This window comes from Halobacterium hubeiense, assembly GCF_001488575.1.
GTDB classification, from domain to species: domain Archaea; phylum Halobacteriota; class Halobacteria; order Halobacteriales; family Halobacteriaceae; genus Halobacterium; species Halobacterium hubeiense.
Window position 1 is genome coordinate 70,398 of sequence record NZ_LN831304.1, and the last position, 15,693, is coordinate 86,090.

Sequence of the window (15,693 nt, forward strand, 5' to 3'; positions counted from 1 at the left end):
CACCGAACCGCCCGCGAGCAACGATGAACGGGAATGTACCTATGGCCAGTTCGGAATCGGTTCCAGTCGCATCGCCAGGTCAGGCTCACCGAGACGCAGTCGAATACGTCGGCTTCCGCGTCGACGGCCAAGCCGTCGTCCTGAACCTCTCGGAGCATCGGCGACTCTCCCTCGAGCGCAGTCTGGACCTCGTCAACCACAGTCCAAGCGGGTTCGAGTGGGGGTATAGTGGTAGCGGGCCCGCCCAGCTCGCGTGCGCGCTCCTCCTCGACTACTACGACGATGAGCAGTTCGCCCGTGAGCACTACATCGCGTTCCGGAATCAGGTGGTCTCACAGCTGGAGTGCGACGGTGCCGCGGCGTGCTGGCACCTCCCCGGCGAGGAGATCGACGCCGCGATGGCGACCCTTACCGACGACGTCGTCGCCCTCGCCGACGGAGGACGGCCGTCACCGACGCTCCCCGAGAACTGGCGAGCCGTCTCTCGCCCTGATCGAAGAGTGTTCCAGCGCGCTGATCGCGACCACTACATCGTACTCGGGGATGGAAGCGACGAGTGGCTGGTCGTGCTCTGCAGCCAGGGCGACCGTGCATATCCTGCCCCGCTCGCGCATCGGACGGTTGTTGAGGAGGCCGACGTGGAACAGGTAATCCGGGAACTCGCCGAAAAGAGCAACGACCTCATCGAACCCCCGGAGGGGGAGCACTGATGGAGACGCTTCGACTGGCGCGAGCCACCCACCAGCTCCTCGAACGAGGTGTCGAGGCGCTCGAGAAAATCGGGCGTGAACTGGAGCGATACAACGACCGACAGGAGCGCACCGACGACACCGACTCGTGACCGAAACTCACTCTCTAGACCAAATACGGAGTACCGGCTTCCAGTATACGCCTACCCCCGAGGAGTGCTCGTGTCCCATCCATCGGGAGGGGCAGCCGGTCACGGCGCCGCTCGGTTTGCGGTTCGCAGAGCGCGTCCATATCGAAGCGATCCCGCGCCACGTCGCCGGCGCGATCTACGAAGCACATCACTCCTATATGGACGATGTCCCCCGGACGAATCTCGTCCATCACGGACTCTGTTACCAGGACCAGCTACTAGGTGCGATTACGTGGCGCTATCCGCTGATTCGCTCGCTGGAGTACGACGGAACGCGATTCGAGGGTGACGAAATCGTCGAGGCAGCACGGATTTGCATCGGCGTCGATTTCCCCAATCTCGCCTCTGCCGCCCTCGCCCGGTCGATGGAACGGTTCGTGCGTCGGCACGGTCGGCGACGAGGCGTTCGGCTCCTGCTGACGTTCGTGCGAGCCGACTTCGACGGCTCGATGATCAAAGCGCTCAGAGACAAGGGCTGGCACTGTGCCGGTAAAACGGACCCCGGCCAAGCGGGAAATCGCCCCGATAAGCAGATCCGAGAGCAGCCAAAGTGGCGGTTTCTCTGCGAAGTCCCAGCAGAGTCCGACCGGGAACAGGCCTCACTCGGGAGATGGTCCCCGTGACCACGAATGCCAGTCTCGATGAATTCGTAGCGGAGACAGATTCGGACAGCCAGACAGATGACGGCCCATCGGTCGTCAACCAGCTGTTGAAACCGGTATCGCCGTCGCTCGGACTGCAGCTCGTCCCCGGCAGGGGTGACCCAATATACCTCCAAAATAGGGGGACCGAACGCTACCTGTTCCGAGATGACCACGAGCGATGGCTCATCCTCCAGCCCTCAGCCAAGAAATCGGTCGACGACTTCGTTCGCTGGGTGTATCTCCCCGAGGACAAGCCAACCGAGGTCGCCCGAACAGCGATGGGGCAACGGACGGTTCTCGGCTACAGGTACGTTACGCGGAGCGAGGCCCCCGAGCCGGTGGAGACGACGGTGACAGCGATGTTCGTCAGCGAACCTTGGCCCGATGCCACCTACGAGTGTGGATCCTGTAGTAGAGAGTTCGACTCACCGCATAGTCACGCTCGGCATTGCTGGGAAGCACACCCCTGGATTCCAAATCCTGGGCAGGTCCGGGTACGGAGAGACGAATCTGAGTAGTTCCGACATCTGATCCGAGCCGCGGACTGGACCTGGATTAACCAACACTCCTCGCCGTTCAGAGACGGGTGTTGGTTAACGTGGTGTTGTTTTTGCGCCCGGGAGAGGGGCGCAGGGCGCGAGACGATGCAGTCGCACGTCGACGAGGATTCCTGAAGTGAGGTGACTGAGATGAAAGATCCAGAGTCCAGAACCATCTTCGCTGGCGTCGATGGACGTACCGACACCGAACTACCCGAGTGGTACCGAGAGCGTCACGGGAATGCAGACCCCGTGACCTTCCCCGAGGCGGTCCGTGATCTTCCGCAGGCCGTCGAGACGACCGTGGCGTACCAGAATCCCTACACCGACGAGTGGGTCGAGACGGAGCGGTTCAACGCGCTCGTCGAGCCGAGTCGCGCTCGAGAGCAGGCCCGTGAGGAGGAAGCCGAAACGGATTCCTTGTTCCATATTCCGACCGACTCGTACTCGATCATCAACCCGGTCGACGTCTACGGCCCGCTGGAGGAGGTCCTCCGCGAGGAGACCATCGACGGGACCCCGCTGGGCGAGGTGATGTTCGGCGAGATTCGGCGCTACCGGGGAGGCGGCGAGGTCCACATGGACATTATGTTCAATGGTCTCGAGGTGCGCCTTCCTGGCCGGTCGGACCCGATCACGATGGGCGTCACGTCTGGCTACGACTTCTTCGGCGAGCACGCCGTCTACGTGGAGGGGTTCGCCCAGGACGGCTACTGCTCGAACACGATGCGCTCGCTCACCGACAAGGAGGTTATCAAACACGTCGGCGACGTCCGGAACTTCCGGACCTGGTGGGAGGAACTCCTCGCACAGGTCGAACTCGTCGCCGATGACCTCTTCGAGTTCATCCGGGACGCCCAGGACATCGAACTCGACTTCTCCGAACTCCCGTTCACCGTCACGGAGTTCTACACTCTGCTGGGGTTCCCGGACTACCTGGCCGAGCGTGCCGCCGGCGATGCAGAAGCCAATGCGGCGTCCCCCTTCGAGATCGATATGTGGACGCTGCATTCCGGCGCGACGTACGCCCTCACCCACTTCTTCCAGGGGAAGGAAGGGGCATCCCTCGATCAGTACGTCCGCATCGCCAACGACATCCTGTTCAATCCGGAAGGCACGGTCGAGCGCGTCGAGCAGGCCTACGAGCAGCAGCTAGAGGCGGACGGGGACGATGGGTCACAGGCCTCGCTGGCCGGCGAACGAGCGCTGGCGAGCATCGAGCGCGTCAGCGACGACCTGCAGGAGAAAGTCGATCAGTTCGAAGAGCGAGAGGACGCGCTGCGTGAGCGGTTCCAAGAGGCGATGGGCTAAGAGCAGTCGGAGAGAAAATTCGCCAGGCGTGCTTCCGTTCTAGCGGCTGGAATCTACTGCTGACAGTATTAAGTGAGTAGGGGCGTACCCAGAGACCATGTCTATTGAGCATAATCCGACTCTCGACGCGCGAGAGCCACAGCAGGGGGATATAGAGACTTTTGAAGAGTTGGAGCGTGGTGACTCGGTCAAATTCTTTGAATGGCCCGTTGAGCCGTTGACCGTGATCGGCTGGGAAGAAGACGATAATGTCGGGAAGCGGGTACGAGTTGAAGCAGAAGGCGGCGAGTCGTTTCTCTACCAGGTAGACGGTCAACTCTGGCATTACGTCCCTGAGGACGAGTTCGCCGGCGAGAATAACCCATACCCTGTTCAGAACCTCGTTTTGCTCGAATCCTCGGAAGCCTGATTGGGCTTCGAGACAGCGCGAATCCTGTCGTGAAGGCCTCTATTTTGATGGTCTCATTCGCAGTGGATGCACCTTCCCAAGATCTACTGCTTCAATTCTCTGCTGTTGCTCGTGCCCTCGATAGGTGGAGGCATCCGTTATGGGTACTTCTACAGACGACTCAGAGGCGTCAGACGAATTTCCGCCTGAAAAACGACTTGAAGCACCGAACACGCGCCTGATCAAGGCAGGGATCGAGACGATTCCGGATATGGAAACCCTCCAGGAGTGCGTTGCCTACGAGAACGCCCACCAGAATCGAACGCAGATTCTGCGCCGGCTCAAGTGGAAGGCTGAAGAGCTACGTGAGGGCGAAGAGTAAGTTCTGTTCTTAACCAACACATTCCGCGTGGGTTTCCTTATTGTTGGTTAACTGCCTGAGTCTCGGTTTTTCGGGCCCCTGAATGGGTGCGGGGCAACCAACATCGATGAAGGATCACAGACACCAGAGCGGACATTCAAATACTGAGCCAGATCCAAACTGAGTGACTCAACCCCCTCAGAGATCATGGGCAAGAAGCTGTACTCAGACGATGAACTCCTCAATCGGCTCCAGAAATTCGCTGAAGAACTCGGTCGTCCCCCATCGCAGAGTGAGATGGACGATTCAGGACCTCATGCTTCGAAGACGTACGGGAATCGGTTCGGGTCGTGGAATAACGCACTCGAGGCTGCCGGACTTCAAACCGGAACGAACGATCCAAACGGACGACCATCAACGCCCGAAGAGGACCTCCTTACTGATCTCAAATCGGTTGCCGACATCGTAGGGGGAACTCCGTCAGAGCGAGAATACAGTAATCACGGAAAGTATTCGGTGAAGACATACTGCAAGCGATTTGCAGGGTGGAATGCAGCACTACAGGCGGCCGGTTTTGAACCGAACGTCGAAATGAACCTCTCCGAGGAGGCACTCATTTCTGCCTTACAAGAGTTCGCTGAGAAACTGGGTCGACCGCCCACGGTAGATGAGATGGACCGGAGTGGCCCCTACACCTCGGATTCGTACAAGCGAGCGTTTGGAACCTGGAATCGTGCTCTTCGACAGGCTGGGTTGGAAGTCCACTCCGTGTGGAATGTGAGCGAAGAGGATCTAATATCCGAACTCAACAGTCTCGCCGAAGAGCTAGGCCATGTCCCTCGGAAGGATGAGATGCGGAACCAAGGGAAATGGAGTGGAGCAGTCTATCAGGAGCGATTCGGTTCATGGAATGAAGCTCTCCGAGCTGCCGGCTTCGAGCCGAATGAGCGGTGGCGAATCTCACGGGAGGAGTTATTAGCCGAACTGCGGGCAGTCGCGGATGATCTGGGCCACCCACCGACAACGACGGAAATGAACGAACACGGAAAGTTCACCATCGATCCGTATCAGCGTGAATTCGGAACTTGGCGAACGGCCCTTCAAGCGGCCGACCCGGACTATCTAGAAAACTACCGTCAGTCAGATACTGAGACAGTTCCGTTTGGCTCGAACTGGCCACAGATTCGTGAGGAGATCATCACCCGTGACAACGAGTCCTGTCTGCGCTGCGGTATGGGCCGCGAAGCTCACCGCGAGAAGTTCGGACGTGATCTCCCTGTTCACCACCGGATTCCTCGACGCCGGTTCTACAACGACCCAGACCAGTCGGTCGATGATGCAGATGTACCGAGTAACCTGCTGACTCTCTGTATCCCGTGCCATCGCCGCCTCGAACGGCTGCCAGTCCAACCAGTAGTTGACTAACAAGCGAAGTCTTACGTTCAGCACAAAGATATCTGCCGGCGAGCAGAGCGTCCACCTGCCGCCGGCGTGATTTCGCGACCTGTTTTTCGTGCCCCCCGAGAGGGCGAGGGCTCCTTCGAAAGCTCTCAGAGGTGACTTCCAGTGAGTCAACAACAGCGTCCTGACAACGTCTCGATCGACGAGATCCCGGTCGATATCGACAACACGCAATCAGCGGAGGTCGATTCCGCCGACGTCCCCGACGAAATCGAGTCCATTACCCGTGGGCTCGCCGGTGAGCAGCCGCCGACGAATCCGCTGGTCGTGCTGAAAGCGGCCCGGTGGTGGTACATTCACGGCAAGGGCGGCACGGATCCCGCCTTCCAGTGGGCCATCGAGTGGGCGCGTCACCTTGCGACCGACACGCCTAGCGACGTCGAGCGGTTCGACGAGTTTCTCGAGTATCTCGTCACGGTCGGCTTCGCTGAGGAGCGATCAACGCTTCGCTAATCAGATTTCGTAGCACGCGACATCTTCGGCACCGCAAGTTGGACACTCATCAGCATCCTCTGTGAGTGTCTCTCCACAGTGCCGGCACTCCCACACCGTCGACGACTTCCCCTCGACGGCTTTGCGGAGTGTAGTCAGTATCCCCATCCGAGCGAAATGTGGTTTCCTCGGTTGTTAACACTATCCTCTAACTCCCACCCCTACTTAAACAATATACACAGGGAGCTGTTTCTGCTGCGCCTCTGAGGGGTGCGGCGCGATCTGAACAGACGCAGTCGCCGTGAACTCGATTCGGTGAACACGATGTCCACGACCAGAGACTCGTCGGTCTCCTTCGACCAGACCGACACGCGTTCAGACGAGATGAACAGTACCATCGAACAGTGGATCGACGACCTCGTCGCCGGCGTCGACGACGCGCAGGCCAGCGAAGAGTTCCAGGAGTGGCTCGACGTCCAGAGTCGTTTCCACGACTACTCCTACCGGAACACGCTCCTCATCAAGCGGCAGTGTTCCGAGGCGAGCCGGGTGGCGGGCTACCGGACGTGGCAGGAGGAGTTCGACCGCCACGTCACGGAGGGTGAGTCGGCCATCTGGATCTGGGCGCCGATCATCACCACGCAGTGCCCGGAGTGCGAGAATTCGCCGAGCTACCACGAAGAGAGCGACTGTGGGTACGACGAGACGCCGCCTGAAGAGTGGTCCGAGGGCTTGGTCGGGTTCAAGCCCGCGCCGGTGTTCGACGTCTCCCAGACCGAAGGCGATCCGCTTCCCGATCTGGACACGGAAGCGACCGGGGACGCCGGCGACCTCGTCGAACAGTTGACTGTCGCCGCTGACGACCTCGGCGTGACGGTGCGAATCGTTCCAGCCGAGGAGTGGACCCACGGCGAGGCGAAGGGCATCTGCGAGCAGCTGAGTCTCGTCGACGTTCAGCCGCTCGTCGAGGTGCGTGATCGGGAGAACGAGGCCGACCTTGCGCGGACGCTGATTCACGAGTACGCACACGCCCTGCTCCACTTCGATGTCGACGACGACACCGAGCGGGCGAAACGCGAAGTCGAGGCCGAAGCCGTCGCGTACGTCGTCGGGCGCTACTGCGGGCTCGACACGAGCGGGTCAGCGTTCTACCTCGCTGCGTGGGAGTCGGACGATCCCGAGATCGTTCGCGAGCGGCTCGGACGGATTAGTCGGACAGCAGAAGAGATTATCGACGCGCTCGGAGACAACTTATCACACCATTAGGACCAGAAATAGTAGTCAAAATAGGATGCGGCCCTGTTAGACGACCCGCCCCAGTCACTCCTCAAGTCGGCGACGCCGCTCTTCGAACTCCTCCTCGGAGAGCTCCCCGCGAGCGTATCGGGAGCGAAGCGTCGATAATGCAGTATCCGTCTGTGATTGTTCGGGAGCCGGAGCCCGCCCGCGTGTGTAGACCCCATAGCCGACGATGAACACCACACTCAGTAGGAGTAGCGACCAGAGGAGAGGCCCCCAGCCGAAGCCACCCATTCCGCCGCCCATCTCGCCCATCCCACCCGAGTGACCACCGCCCATTTGAGCAGTGACTGTCCCGGTAACTGCGAACACGAGGGCGGACCCAGCGGTACTACGAACGAGTGCTGTGGCGAACTTGGAAATCATGTCACGGATCGTTCCGGACTGGCGGTTTCAGTAGCGGTCGATTCGTCTGCGTTCTGCAGCGACTCGAGGAACGCTTCGGCGTCGAGAGCGGCCATGCTCCCGGTGCCCGCAGACGTGATCGCCTGCCGGTAGCGGGGGTCAGCAACGTCGCCAGCAGCGAACACCCCATCGACGGCCGTCTGGGCCGTGGGCCGACCAGCGTCGTCGGTCTGCGTGAAGATGTAGCCACTCTCGTCTCGTTCGACGCCGGTCCTCTCGAGGAACCGCGTGTTCGGCGTGTGGCCGACGGCGTAGAACACCCCGCCGACATCGACGGTCTCTCGCTCGATGTCGAACCGGACTCGGCTTTCTCTCTGGGATACCCCTCGGGATGTGAGACGAGCGTGGCGCCGGTAACGCCCTCCGCTTGGGAGCCGTGGATGGCTTCGAGTTCCGTGTTCCAGCGGAACTGGACGTCGTCGTGGTCGCGAGCACGGTCGGCCATGATCTCGGACGCACGCAGTTCCTCACGCCGGTGGACGACCGTCACTGAGTCGGCGAACTTCGCGAGGAACAACGCTTCTTCCATCGCGCTGTCGCCGCCGCCGACGACGAGGACGTCGTCGCCGCGGTGGAACGCGCCGTCACAGGTCGCACACGTCGATAGTCCCTGGCCCATCAGTTCGTCTTCGTTTTCGGCACCGACCCAGCGCGCGCTCGCGCCGGTCGCGACGATCAGCGACCGCGTGTAGATCGTGTCGCCGTTCGATAGCGATAGCTCCAGCGGCTGGCCGTCCAAATCCGCGTCCTCGATGCGACCGTGTTCGAACTGGGCGCCGAACTGCTTGGCCTGCTCTTTGCCGCGCTGGACGAGGTCCATGCCGCCGACGCCGTCGGGGAAGCCGAGGTAGTTCTCGACGTCGGTCGTCAGGGTGAGCTGGCCGCCCGGCTCGTCGCCCTCGAGAACGAGTGGGTCGAGGTCGGCTCGCGCAGCGTAGACGGCTGCCGAGAGGCCTGCGATCCCCGACCCGGCGATGACGAGGTCGTGGATGTCCTCAGTCATTTACTCGGTGTAGGTCTCGATGAGCGTTCGGAGTTGGTCTTCGCCCTGGAGACCGACGACTTCCTCGACCTGTTCGCCGTCGGCGAACAGGATCAGCGTGGGAACGCCCTGAACGCCGTACGCGGAGGCGAGTTGCTGGTTGGCGTCAACGTCGACTTTTGCGACGGTCGCGTCGGTCTCGGCGGCGAGTGTCTCGACGGTCGGTTCGAGCATCTGGCACGGCCCACACCAGTCGGCGTAGAAGTCCGTGAGGACGACGTCGTTCTCTGCGACGACCTCGTCGAGTTGGGACTGGCCGTCGACGTGGAGCGGTTCGTTCGTGGACGCAGTGCCAGCGCCGGATGCAGTATCAGTTGCCATCACCAGTACGTATGCATCAGCGCTAATTAAGGGCTTTGGAGAATATATACAATACTATCCAATACAGGCTGTCGGAAGGAAAGAGTGGTCCCAACGCTGTAGCACGTGGGGATCTGCTTCCCGAGAAGTATCAGAACCCGAGGGAGAGAGAAGAGGGGAAGGTTAGCTTTCGGCGGCCGGGGCCGCAGTCTCGGACTGTTCGTACTTGGTTTCGAACTCCTGGATGAGCTGGCCCATCTTCGCGTACCAGTCGTTGAGCAGCCGCTGCATGTCGTCGGCGATCTTCGAGGGGTCCGTCGGCGAGTAGACGTGGTAGTAGCCGCCCTGGTCGTAGTTGATCTGGTTCTTCTCGATGAACCCGGTCTGGAGCAGGCGCTGGATAGCCCGGTAGGCGGTCGAGCGTTCGCGGTCGACTGCGTCGGCGATCTCGTCGACGGTCAGCGGTTCTTCGGCCTCGACGAGCGCCTGGAAGCACTCCTTGTCGAGCTCTTTGAGGCCGTGGAAGCACTCCAGCAGCCCCTCGCACTCCATGTCACTGCGGAGTTGTTCAGACATCGAATCTGGCATTAGTATCACTAACTCGTATGGGCTGTGCGGTTATAAGATTTTGTATGGATTGCACAATTTCGTGCTATAGTTGGCTGAGAACCGATGATACGACTCCGCGGAAGAGAATTACGTCGCCGAAAGGCGGCACCAGAAGCCAGTGTTGTCGTCGCGAAGCTGGCACACCGCAGCCAACAGGATCGCACCACTCACGACGACGGTCGCGCCGAAGATGAGCACGATACTCACGGTGTTGAGTACGCCAATGTCCAAGGCGGTGCCGACGCGTTTGGCGGCGACAGCGACGCTACCTACGAGTAGCATCGTCGCGAAGTACCCCTTGATGTCGTCCTCGTCGACGAGGTTCGAGACACCCGCGCCGATGCGCGCTCCGAGCGCACTCCCGGCGAGCAACGTCGCCACGACCGGAATCGCGACGAACCCGTCCCGTGCGTAGACGAACGCGCCGAACGCCCCCGAGATCGTAATCTGGAGGATGTCCGTCCCGACGGCAATCGCGGCCGGGACACCCAGTCCGTACATCATCGCAGGCATCAGCAGGAAGCCGCCACCGACGCCGAGGAGCCCGGAGAGGACGCCGACGACCAGCCCGATGCCGAAGATGATACTCGCGGACACGCGGACGTCACCGCGGAGCGTCACCATCGGCGGGATTTCCAGTGCCTGTACGCGCTCTGAGAGGTCGACGCTCGTCGAGGACGCCCCCGTAGCGCGGGCGTCCCGGAGCGTGAATACGCCAACTGTTGCCAGCAGGCCGACGTACGCGACGCTGATGACGAGGTCGGCGTTCCCTGCCGCGTGGAGCGCGTCGACGACGCGCTTGCCGACCTCGATGCCGAGCGTCATCGCGACGGTCATGATGACTGCGAGTTTGTAGTCGACGTGGCCGTGGTCGCGGTGGCGGAGCGCGCCGATGACGCTCGTCCCGAACACGAACGCGAGCCCGCTACCGACGGCGACCCGCGACGGGTAGCCCATCACGAGCAGGGCGGGCGTGACGAGGAACGACCCGCCCATCCCGAAGAAGCCGAACAGAATGCCGATGAGCAGCCCGAACCCGACGAAGAAGCCGACGAGCAGCAGACTCATCCCGAGCAGTTCCACAGCTTACTCACCTCCGAGCGCTCGCTTCACGTTCGGACCGAGCGCCTTCGTAACGACGCCGTAGCCGACGTGAAGGGCCATCGCTTCGAGCAACACGGCGCCGATTAGTCCGGCTGCTTGTACGGTCGACGGGAGCGACAGCGTATCGATCATCGCCGCTGTCCACCAACCTGAGACGGGTTTGTGCGAATCATACTTTTCTGCACACGGAACCGTAACCGGCAGTGTGTATTAACGCTTTTGGGACGACTACACAATACTATTTGCGGTCGTATTCCATAACTTATCGATGACCAATCACACCCCCACCCGAATCGCGCAACAGCCCCATGATGTCGGCCTAGACTGGGGCTACCTACAGAAATACAAGACCTATCGCATACGCAAGCGCGAACGAGAGCGTGAACGATCCTGCCCAGGCACCCACCGTCACACCGATTTTCCGGGCATCCACTGCTTCCCAACCGCCGACAGCGGCGCCACTCCCGATAATGGCGCTGACGACGATCTCGTTGAACGAGACCGGAACGCCAAGCAGCACTGCCAGCTGTGCGATCAGGAACGACGGCACGAGCGCCGAGATGGAGCGCCGCGGCCCCAGCGATGAGTAGTCCTGGGCGAGCGACTTGATCATCCGCGGCGCACCCGTCCAAGACCCGACGAGCATCCCCAAACCGCCACCGACGAGCACGGTGAACGTCGAGACCATCCCGACCTCGTCGAGCAACGGCAGCAGCGGTCCAACGGCGAGCCCGACCTGACTCCCGCCCGCAGAGAACGCCACGAGCGACCCGAGCGCCAGCAACACCCGACGCAGGCCGCCGCGTTCGTCGCGGCGGACGTCCCACCAGACGACTGCTGCGACGGCCAGCGCTGCGAGGCCAGTAATCCCGACCGCCGACACGAGTCCGTCGATTGCCAGCACCTGCTGTCCGACACCGCGGACGGTGCCTGCCGCGCTCCCCGTACCGAGGAAGCTGAACTGGACGTTCATGAGAACCGCTCCGACGAGCCCGGTGAGCACGGGGATACTGTACCGTTCGGGGACGTCGGGGCGCGGGAGCAGGCTTGCGATGGTGAACGCGATGCCGCCGCCGACGAACGGCGTCAACACCCAGACGGCGGCGATCTGCTGGTACTTCGGCCAGACCGGCGAGCCGCCCAGCGCGAGGCCGACGCCGATGACGGCGCCGGTCACCGTGAACGCAGTCGCAATCGGATAGCCGGTCGTGATGCCGACCGCCATCAGCCCCGCACCCAACACGAGTACGAGGATGACGCCAGCGATCGGGAGACTGATTCCACCGACGAGGCCGCTCCCGATGGCTTCCGAGACGTTGCCGCCCTGTGTGACGGCGCCGACAAAGCCGAAAAGACCGACGAGGAGGGCGGCACGCATCGTCGAGATAGCGTTCGCCCCGACGGCAGGGGCATACGGCGTCGCCCCACTTGAGCCGGCGCCGATAACCCACGCCATGAACAGGCTAGCCAGCGCTGCACCGACGAAGAGGGCGATAAGAGCGGGGTCCATAACCAGTGAGTTAGTCTGCGCCCGTCGCGGCGGTGTCACGCGCCTGGCTGCGGCTCCGCCAGTAGCCCTGGGCGTACGCGCCGAGGAACATCCCGGCGAGCGCCCAGAGAATGGTGATGTTGCCGATGCCGAGGCTCGCGTAGGCGGCGCCCGGACAGATGCCGGAGAGCCCCCAGCCGACGCCGAAGATGGCGCCACCGATGAGGACGTTCCGGTCGAAGGATTTCAGACGGCGCTCGAAGCTATCGCCGGTCAGCGGCGCGCGGCCCAACAGCCGCGGCGCGACGAAGAACGTCAACCCCGTCACGGCGGCGCCGCCGAACATCACGAACACCAGCCCGAAGTCCTCGAACTGGAGGAAGTCGAGGACGACCTCGGGCCGGGCCATCTGGCTGTACGCGAGCCCGAACCCGAAGATGAGGCCGCCGACGAGAACCAACGGCATGAACGCGGGATGCCGGTCACTCATCAGGGGCTCACCCCCAGCGCGGCGACTACTTGTGCGGTCACGATGGCGACGGTGAGGAACGTGAGGACGCCCGCGATGGACGTCTTCGAGGCTGAGCCGACGCCACAGACGCCGTGGCCGGACGTACAGCCCTTGCCGACGCGCGTGCCGATGCCGACGAAGACGCCGCCGACGAGCAGTCGCCACGGCTGGACGTCGGTCGTCCACGCGCCGCCCTGGTAGACGACGGCGTAGACGGCCGCGCCGAGGACGATGCCGAGCGTGAACACGAGTCGCCAGTCCCGGGAGCTGACGTACTGCTGGAAGCGGGACTGGTCGGAGACGTACGACAGCGTCGACTCCAGGAACGTGCTGGCGCCGGCGCTGATGCCGGTGCCGAGGTAGATGACAGTGACGCCGAGCCCGACCAGCAGCCCGCCGATAGCGTAGCGGCTAATGCCGTTCGGGAACAGCTCGGCGGCGACCTGGAGTGGAAGTGGGTCGATTACCATCGGCGTCGTTAGTCACCTGCGAGCGAGTCCTGGCTGGCCGCGCAGTTGTTCGGGCCGAGTTCCAGCGTGAACGCTTCGTCGTCGTCGACGGCGTTCTGGCCGAGGTTCGTCGCGATGATGTCCTCGTAGTTGGCCGGCCGCGGCGGCATGTCCGAGAGGACCAGGTCGACGAACTCCTGCTCGTCCATCGTGAGTGCGTCCATCTCCTCGACGAGCTCGCCGATGGGGGCGGTATAGGTGCCATCGGCAGCGGGCTCGGCGGCGTCGCTGGAGTGCGCGCCACCGACGAGCGTGTCGTCGGGCAGCGTCAGCACGCGCTCCTGCAGGGACTCGTAGAGCATGCGTGCGGCGTCGGGCGCGCCGTCGTCGCCCTCTTCGAGGTCGGGGCGGGCGACGCTCTCGATGAACAGTCCGTCGCCGGTCGCGAGCAGGCTGTCGTCGACGAGGTACGAGGTCATCCCGGTCGTGTGGCCGGGCGTGTGGATGGCCTCGATGGTGGCGTCGCCGACGTCGAAGGTGTCGCCGTCCGCGGCCGTGGTCAGATCGTCCGCGTACGTGACGCCACGGTCGACAGCAGCCTCGGGGATGACGCCCTCGACGCCCTCGTCGTCGAGGTCGCGCACGCCCGAGATGTGGTCGGCGTGGATGTGCGTGTCCAGGGCGTACTGCAGGTCGACGCCGAGGTCGTCGGCGTCGTCGAGGTAGCGGTCGGTGAACGCACGCAACGGATCGATGATTGCGGCTTCGCCATCGTCGTAGAGGAGGTAGCCGAGACAGCCCGAGGAGGGGCGCTGGTACTGGAGGAGCGCTCCGGCGCCGTCGTAGCCTTCGACTTCGACGGCGTCGTAGATGCTCGCCCAGCCGTTCATGCCGTCTTCGAGGTGGTCGACGTCGTAGCCGCGCTCCGCAAGCGTGCCCGCGACGAACTCGCTGGCGCCGCCCTTCGCACAGAGGACGGTCACCTCGCGGTTGTCTGGGATCCGGTCGAGGACGTCCTCGTCGATGTCGTCCTCGAGGAATTCGAAGTACGGGATGTTGATCGACGTGACGTTCTCACCGTCGATGTGCCACTCTTCGTAGTCGCTGGTCATTCGTGTGTCGAGGAGCGTGACGTCCTCGCCGGCGTCGATACGATCCTTCAGCGTCTCCGGGTCGACGGAGTCCACGTCGATGTCCGGAGTCGGGAAGTCGTCAGCGTTCATGTTGTGCAGTCGCTTCTACTGGGTGGTCGCACAAAAGCATTTGGATAGTAATTCCATATTTGGACAATACTATACTGGGCTGAATTCCGTTACAACCGGATTAAACTCCCTGAATAGGGGCTATTCCCCATTTGGCGCCTAATTGTGGCTTAGAGTAGTTAGTAGTGTTCACAAGAATCGACAATCTTTTACTTGGGTAGGGGGTATTGTGCGATAGCTCCAATACAGACTCACGGAGCAGATAACCAATGAGTGCTGAATTCGACATCACGGAGACGCTCGACGTCAAAGGCGCATCGTGCCCCATGCCAGTAGTGAAGACGAAGTCCGCCATCGACGACCTCGCCGAGGGTGAAATCCTCGAAGTGCTGGCGACTGACTCTGGGAGCATGAGCGACATCGACGGCTGGGCGTCCGGCACCGCCGGCGTCGAGCTCGTCGAGCAGGAGGAAGGCGACGACGTGTACAAACACTACGTCCGCAAGACGGAGTAACGATGAGCACGGACACACCCGACGCGTCGGCCGACGACGCGCCCTCGCGTGCGGAACTGGCCGCGCGCGTCGACGAACTCGAGGACGCGCTCGCCGACGCCACCAGCGAGGACGACGCCAAGAAGATGAGCATCATCGCCACGAAGGGGACGCTGGACATGGCGTACCCGCCGCTGATCCTCGCCAGCACCGCGGCCGCGTTCGGCTACGAGGTGACCGTCTTCCACACGTTCTGGGGGCTGGAAATCCTCCACGAGGAACGCTCGAAGAACCTCAAACTCAGCTCCGTCGGCAACCCCAACATGCCCGTCCCGAACGCCGTCGCCGCGCTCCCGGGCATGGACCGCGTGACGACGAAGATGATGGAGAAGAAAATCGAGGACAACGACACCGCCTCCATCGAGGAACTCATTGAGACGAGCCTCGACATGGGCGTGGAGTTCCAGGCCTGTCAGATGACCATCGACCTGATGGACTACGACGAGGACGACTTCTACGACGGCGTCACCACGGGGGTCGGTGCCGCGACAGCCCTCGAGGACATGGCCGACGCCGACATCCAACTCCTTGTGTAATCACGAGATTCAGCTACTACCCCGTTCGCCATCCGGTGAAGCGTCAGTTTGAATCGGCTTTCCTCTTTACGCCCGACAGCCTGCATATTCTCGTGCGCCCACCGTGTACCGTGTCCTTGCAGATCGCCACGCCGCTTCTCGTATTTGCGCCGCCAGTGGTCGAACTCGTCACAGATT

Annotated in this window: 21 protein-coding genes and 2 pseudogenes; 12 read left to right on the plus strand and 11 right to left on the minus strand. The window is 62.2% G+C overall.

Going from position 1 to position 15,693, the window contains the following annotated elements:
* Nucleotides 1-41 precede the first annotated feature (41 nt).
* The 10 genes from HHUB_RS15000 to HHUB_RS15040 all read left to right on the plus strand — a co-directional run bounded on the left by HHUB_RS15000 (nt 42) and on the right by HHUB_RS15040 (nt 7,282).
* Nucleotides 42-710, plus strand: coding sequence for a DUF6166 domain-containing protein (locus tag HHUB_RS15000; protein ID WP_238324116.1), 669 nt, complete (start codon nt 42-44; stop codon nt 708-710).
* Nucleotides 710-841: a hypothetical protein gene (locus HHUB_RS17555; RefSeq protein ID WP_008458061.1), complete on the plus strand. Its 132-nt coding sequence runs from the start codon at nt 710-712 to the stop codon at nt 839-841. Before HHUB_RS15000 ends, HHUB_RS17555 begins: the two co-directional genes overlap by 1 nt.
* Nucleotides 838-1,503, plus strand: a complete 666-nt coding sequence (locus HHUB_RS15005) for a hypothetical protein (RefSeq protein ID WP_082687301.1) — start codon at nt 838-840, stop codon at nt 1,501-1,503. Before HHUB_RS17555 ends, HHUB_RS15005 begins: the two co-directional genes overlap by 4 nt.
* Nucleotides 1,491-2,042, plus strand: coding sequence for a hypothetical protein (locus HHUB_RS15010; RefSeq protein WP_179204625.1), 552 nt, complete (start codon nt 1,491-1,493; stop codon nt 2,040-2,042). Before HHUB_RS15005 ends, HHUB_RS15010 begins: the two co-directional genes overlap by 13 nt.
* A 171-nt stretch (nt 2,043-2,213) precedes the next feature.
* Nucleotides 2,214-3,374 (plus strand): hypothetical protein, encoded by a 1,161-nt coding sequence (locus HHUB_RS15015; protein WP_082687302.1) that lies wholly within the window; start codon nt 2,214-2,216, stop codon nt 3,372-3,374.
* Nucleotides 3,375-3,471: 97 nt separating this feature from the next.
* Nucleotides 3,472-3,783, plus strand: a complete 312-nt coding sequence (locus HHUB_RS15020; RefSeq protein WP_059058942.1) for a hypothetical protein — start codon at nt 3,472-3,474, stop codon at nt 3,781-3,783.
* 139 nt (nt 3,784-3,922) lie between these two features.
* Complete coding sequence (locus HHUB_RS15025) at nt 3,923-4,144, plus strand: hypothetical protein (RefSeq protein ID WP_059059096.1); 222 nt, start codon at nt 3,923-3,925, stop codon at nt 4,142-4,144.
* 186 nt (nt 4,145-4,330) lie between these two features.
* Nucleotides 4,331-5,548, plus strand: coding sequence for a homing endonuclease associated repeat-containing protein (locus tag HHUB_RS16895; protein ID WP_143416477.1), 1,218 nt, complete (start codon nt 4,331-4,333; stop codon nt 5,546-5,548).
* A 141-nt stretch (nt 5,549-5,689) separates the two neighbouring features.
* Nucleotides 5,690-6,037, plus strand: a complete 348-nt coding sequence (locus tag HHUB_RS15035; protein ID WP_059058946.1) for a hypothetical protein — start codon at nt 5,690-5,692, stop codon at nt 6,035-6,037.
* A 303-nt stretch (nt 6,038-6,340) separates the two neighbouring features.
* Nucleotides 6,341-7,282, plus strand: coding sequence for a M78 family metallopeptidase domain-containing protein (locus HHUB_RS15040; protein ID WP_059058948.1), 942 nt, complete (start codon nt 6,341-6,343; stop codon nt 7,280-7,282).
* A gap of 54 nt (nt 7,283-7,336) precedes the next feature.
* On the opposite strand, the gene HHUB_RS15045 is transcribed toward HHUB_RS15040, so the two are convergent.
* The 10 genes and pseudogenes from HHUB_RS15045 to HHUB_RS15085 all read right to left on the minus strand — a co-directional run bounded on the left by HHUB_RS15045 (nt 7,337) and on the right by HHUB_RS15085 (nt 14,447).
* Nucleotides 7,337-7,570, minus strand: a complete 234-nt coding sequence (locus HHUB_RS15045) for an SHOCT domain-containing protein (RefSeq protein WP_218778844.1) — start codon at nt 7,568-7,570, stop codon at nt 7,337-7,339.
* A 107-nt stretch (nt 7,571-7,677) separates the two neighbouring features.
* A pseudogene (locus HHUB_RS15050) lies at nt 7,678-8,723 on the minus strand (NAD(P)/FAD-dependent oxidoreductase).
* Complete coding sequence (gene trxA, locus HHUB_RS15055; protein ID WP_059058952.1) at nt 8,724-9,083, minus strand: thioredoxin; 360 nt, start codon at nt 9,081-9,083, stop codon at nt 8,724-8,726.
* Between the two features lie 162 nt (nt 9,084-9,245).
* The gene (locus HHUB_RS15060) at nt 9,246-9,650 is read right to left on the minus strand and encodes a helix-turn-helix domain-containing protein (protein WP_059058955.1); all 405 of its coding nucleotides are present in this window, start codon (nt 9,648-9,650) and stop codon (nt 9,246-9,248) included.
* Between the two features lie 108 nt (nt 9,651-9,758).
* Entirely contained in the window at nt 9,759-10,739 is a 981-nt protein-coding gene (locus HHUB_RS15065; protein ID WP_059059097.1) for a sulfite exporter TauE/SafE family protein, read from the minus strand.
* Between the two features lie 18 nt (nt 10,740-10,757).
* Nucleotides 10,758-10,907 (minus strand): DUF7512 family protein, encoded by a 150-nt coding sequence (locus HHUB_RS17170; protein ID WP_169793429.1) that lies wholly within the window; start codon nt 10,905-10,907, stop codon nt 10,758-10,760.
* 202 nt (nt 10,908-11,109) lie between these two features.
* Complete coding sequence (locus tag HHUB_RS15070; protein WP_059058957.1) at nt 11,110-12,285, minus strand: inorganic phosphate transporter; 1,176 nt, start codon at nt 12,283-12,285, stop codon at nt 11,110-11,112.
* A gap of 10 nt (nt 12,286-12,295) precedes the next feature.
* A complete protein-coding gene (locus HHUB_RS15075) occupies nt 12,296-12,754 on the minus strand; it encodes a YeeE/YedE family protein (protein ID WP_059058959.1) in 459 nt (152 codons plus the stop codon).
* Entirely contained in the window at nt 12,754-13,245 is a 492-nt protein-coding gene (locus tag HHUB_RS15080) for a YeeE/YedE family protein (RefSeq protein WP_059058962.1), read from the minus strand. The genes HHUB_RS15075 and HHUB_RS15080 overlap by 1 nt, the downstream gene beginning before the upstream one ends.
* Nucleotides 13,246-13,253: 8 nt before the next feature.
* Nucleotides 13,254-14,447: an MBL fold metallo-hydrolase gene (locus tag HHUB_RS15085; protein WP_059058964.1), complete on the minus strand. Its 1,194-nt coding sequence runs from the start codon at nt 14,445-14,447 to the stop codon at nt 13,254-13,256.
* A 248-nt stretch (nt 14,448-14,695) separates the two neighbouring features.
* Between HHUB_RS15085 and HHUB_RS15090 the strand changes: the two genes are divergently transcribed.
* Both HHUB_RS15090 and HHUB_RS15095 read left to right on the plus strand, forming a co-directional pair.
* Nucleotides 14,696-14,941: a sulfurtransferase TusA family protein gene (locus tag HHUB_RS15090; RefSeq protein WP_059058966.1), complete on the plus strand. Its 246-nt coding sequence runs from the start codon at nt 14,696-14,698 to the stop codon at nt 14,939-14,941.
* Nucleotides 14,942-14,943: 2 nt separating this feature from the next.
* Entirely contained in the window at nt 14,944-15,516 is a 573-nt protein-coding gene (locus HHUB_RS15095; RefSeq protein ID WP_059058968.1) for a DsrE/DsrF/DrsH-like family protein, read from the plus strand.
* On the opposite strand, the pseudogene HHUB_RS17445 reads toward HHUB_RS15095, so the two are convergent.
* Nucleotides 15,516-15,686: pseudogene (locus HHUB_RS17445) on the minus strand (RNA-guided endonuclease TnpB family protein); the annotation flags it as partial. The gene HHUB_RS15095 and the pseudogene HHUB_RS17445 overlap by 1 nt on opposite strands.
* Between the last annotated feature and the right edge of the window lie 7 nt (nt 15,687-15,693).

What these genes read in the sequence shown, in the direction of transcription:
- HHUB_RS15040 (WP_059058948.1), top strand. Translation starts at nt 6,341, where the DNA reads ATGTCCACGACCAGAGACTCGTCGGTCTCCTTCGACCAGACCGACACG.
- HHUB_RS15065 (WP_059059097.1), bottom strand. Translation starts at nt 10,739, where the DNA reads ATGAGTCTGCTGCTCGTCGGCTTCTTCGTCGGGTTCGGGCTGCTCATC.
- HHUB_RS15075 (WP_059058959.1), bottom strand. Translation starts at nt 12,754, where the DNA reads ATGAGTGACCGGCATCCCGCGTTCATGCCGTTGGTTCTCGTCGGCGGC.
- HHUB_RS15090 (WP_059058966.1), top strand. Translation starts at nt 14,696, where the DNA reads ATGAGTGCTGAATTCGACATCACGGAGACGCTCGACGTCAAAGGCGCA.
- HHUB_RS15025 (WP_059059096.1), top strand. Translation starts at nt 3,923, where the DNA reads ATGGGTACTTCTACAGACGACTCAGAGGCGTCAGACGAATTTCCGCCT.
- HHUB_RS15045 (WP_218778844.1), bottom strand. Translation starts at nt 7,570, where the DNA reads ATGGGCGAGATGGGCGGCGGAATGGGTGGCTTCGGCTGGGGGCCTCTC.
- HHUB_RS15060 (WP_059058955.1), bottom strand. Translation starts at nt 9,650, where the DNA reads ATGCCAGATTCGATGTCTGAACAACTCCGCAGTGACATGGAGTGCGAG.
- HHUB_RS15010 (WP_179204625.1), top strand. Translation starts at nt 1,491, where the DNA reads ATGGTCCCCGTGACCACGAATGCCAGTCTCGATGAATTCGTAGCGGAG.
- HHUB_RS17170 (WP_169793429.1), bottom strand. Translation starts at nt 10,907, where the DNA reads ATGATCGATACGCTGTCGCTCCCGTCGACCGTACAAGCAGCCGGACTA.
- HHUB_RS15080 (WP_059058962.1), bottom strand. Translation starts at nt 13,245, where the DNA reads ATGGTAATCGACCCACTTCCACTCCAGGTCGCCGCCGAGCTGTTCCCG.
- HHUB_RS17555 (WP_008458061.1), top strand. Translation starts at nt 710, where the DNA reads ATGGAGACGCTTCGACTGGCGCGAGCCACCCACCAGCTCCTCGAACGA.
- HHUB_RS15070 (WP_059058957.1), bottom strand. Translation starts at nt 12,285, where the DNA reads ATGGACCCCGCTCTTATCGCCCTCTTCGTCGGTGCAGCGCTGGCTAGC.
- HHUB_RS15020 (WP_059058942.1), top strand. Translation starts at nt 3,472, where the DNA reads ATGTCTATTGAGCATAATCCGACTCTCGACGCGCGAGAGCCACAGCAG.
- HHUB_RS15085 (WP_059058964.1), bottom strand. Translation starts at nt 14,447, where the DNA reads ATGAACGCTGACGACTTCCCGACTCCGGACATCGACGTGGACTCCGTC.
- HHUB_RS15000 (WP_238324116.1), top strand. Translation starts at nt 42, where the DNA reads ATGGCCAGTTCGGAATCGGTTCCAGTCGCATCGCCAGGTCAGGCTCAC.
- HHUB_RS16895 (WP_143416477.1), top strand. Translation starts at nt 4,331, where the DNA reads ATGGGCAAGAAGCTGTACTCAGACGATGAACTCCTCAATCGGCTCCAG.
- trxA (WP_059058952.1), bottom strand. Translation starts at nt 9,083, where the DNA reads ATGGCAACTGATACTGCATCCGGCGCTGGCACTGCGTCCACGAACGAA.
- HHUB_RS15015 (WP_082687302.1), top strand. Translation starts at nt 2,214, where the DNA reads ATGAAAGATCCAGAGTCCAGAACCATCTTCGCTGGCGTCGATGGACGT.
- HHUB_RS15095 (WP_059058968.1), top strand. Translation starts at nt 14,944, where the DNA reads ATGAGCACGGACACACCCGACGCGTCGGCCGACGACGCGCCCTCGCGT.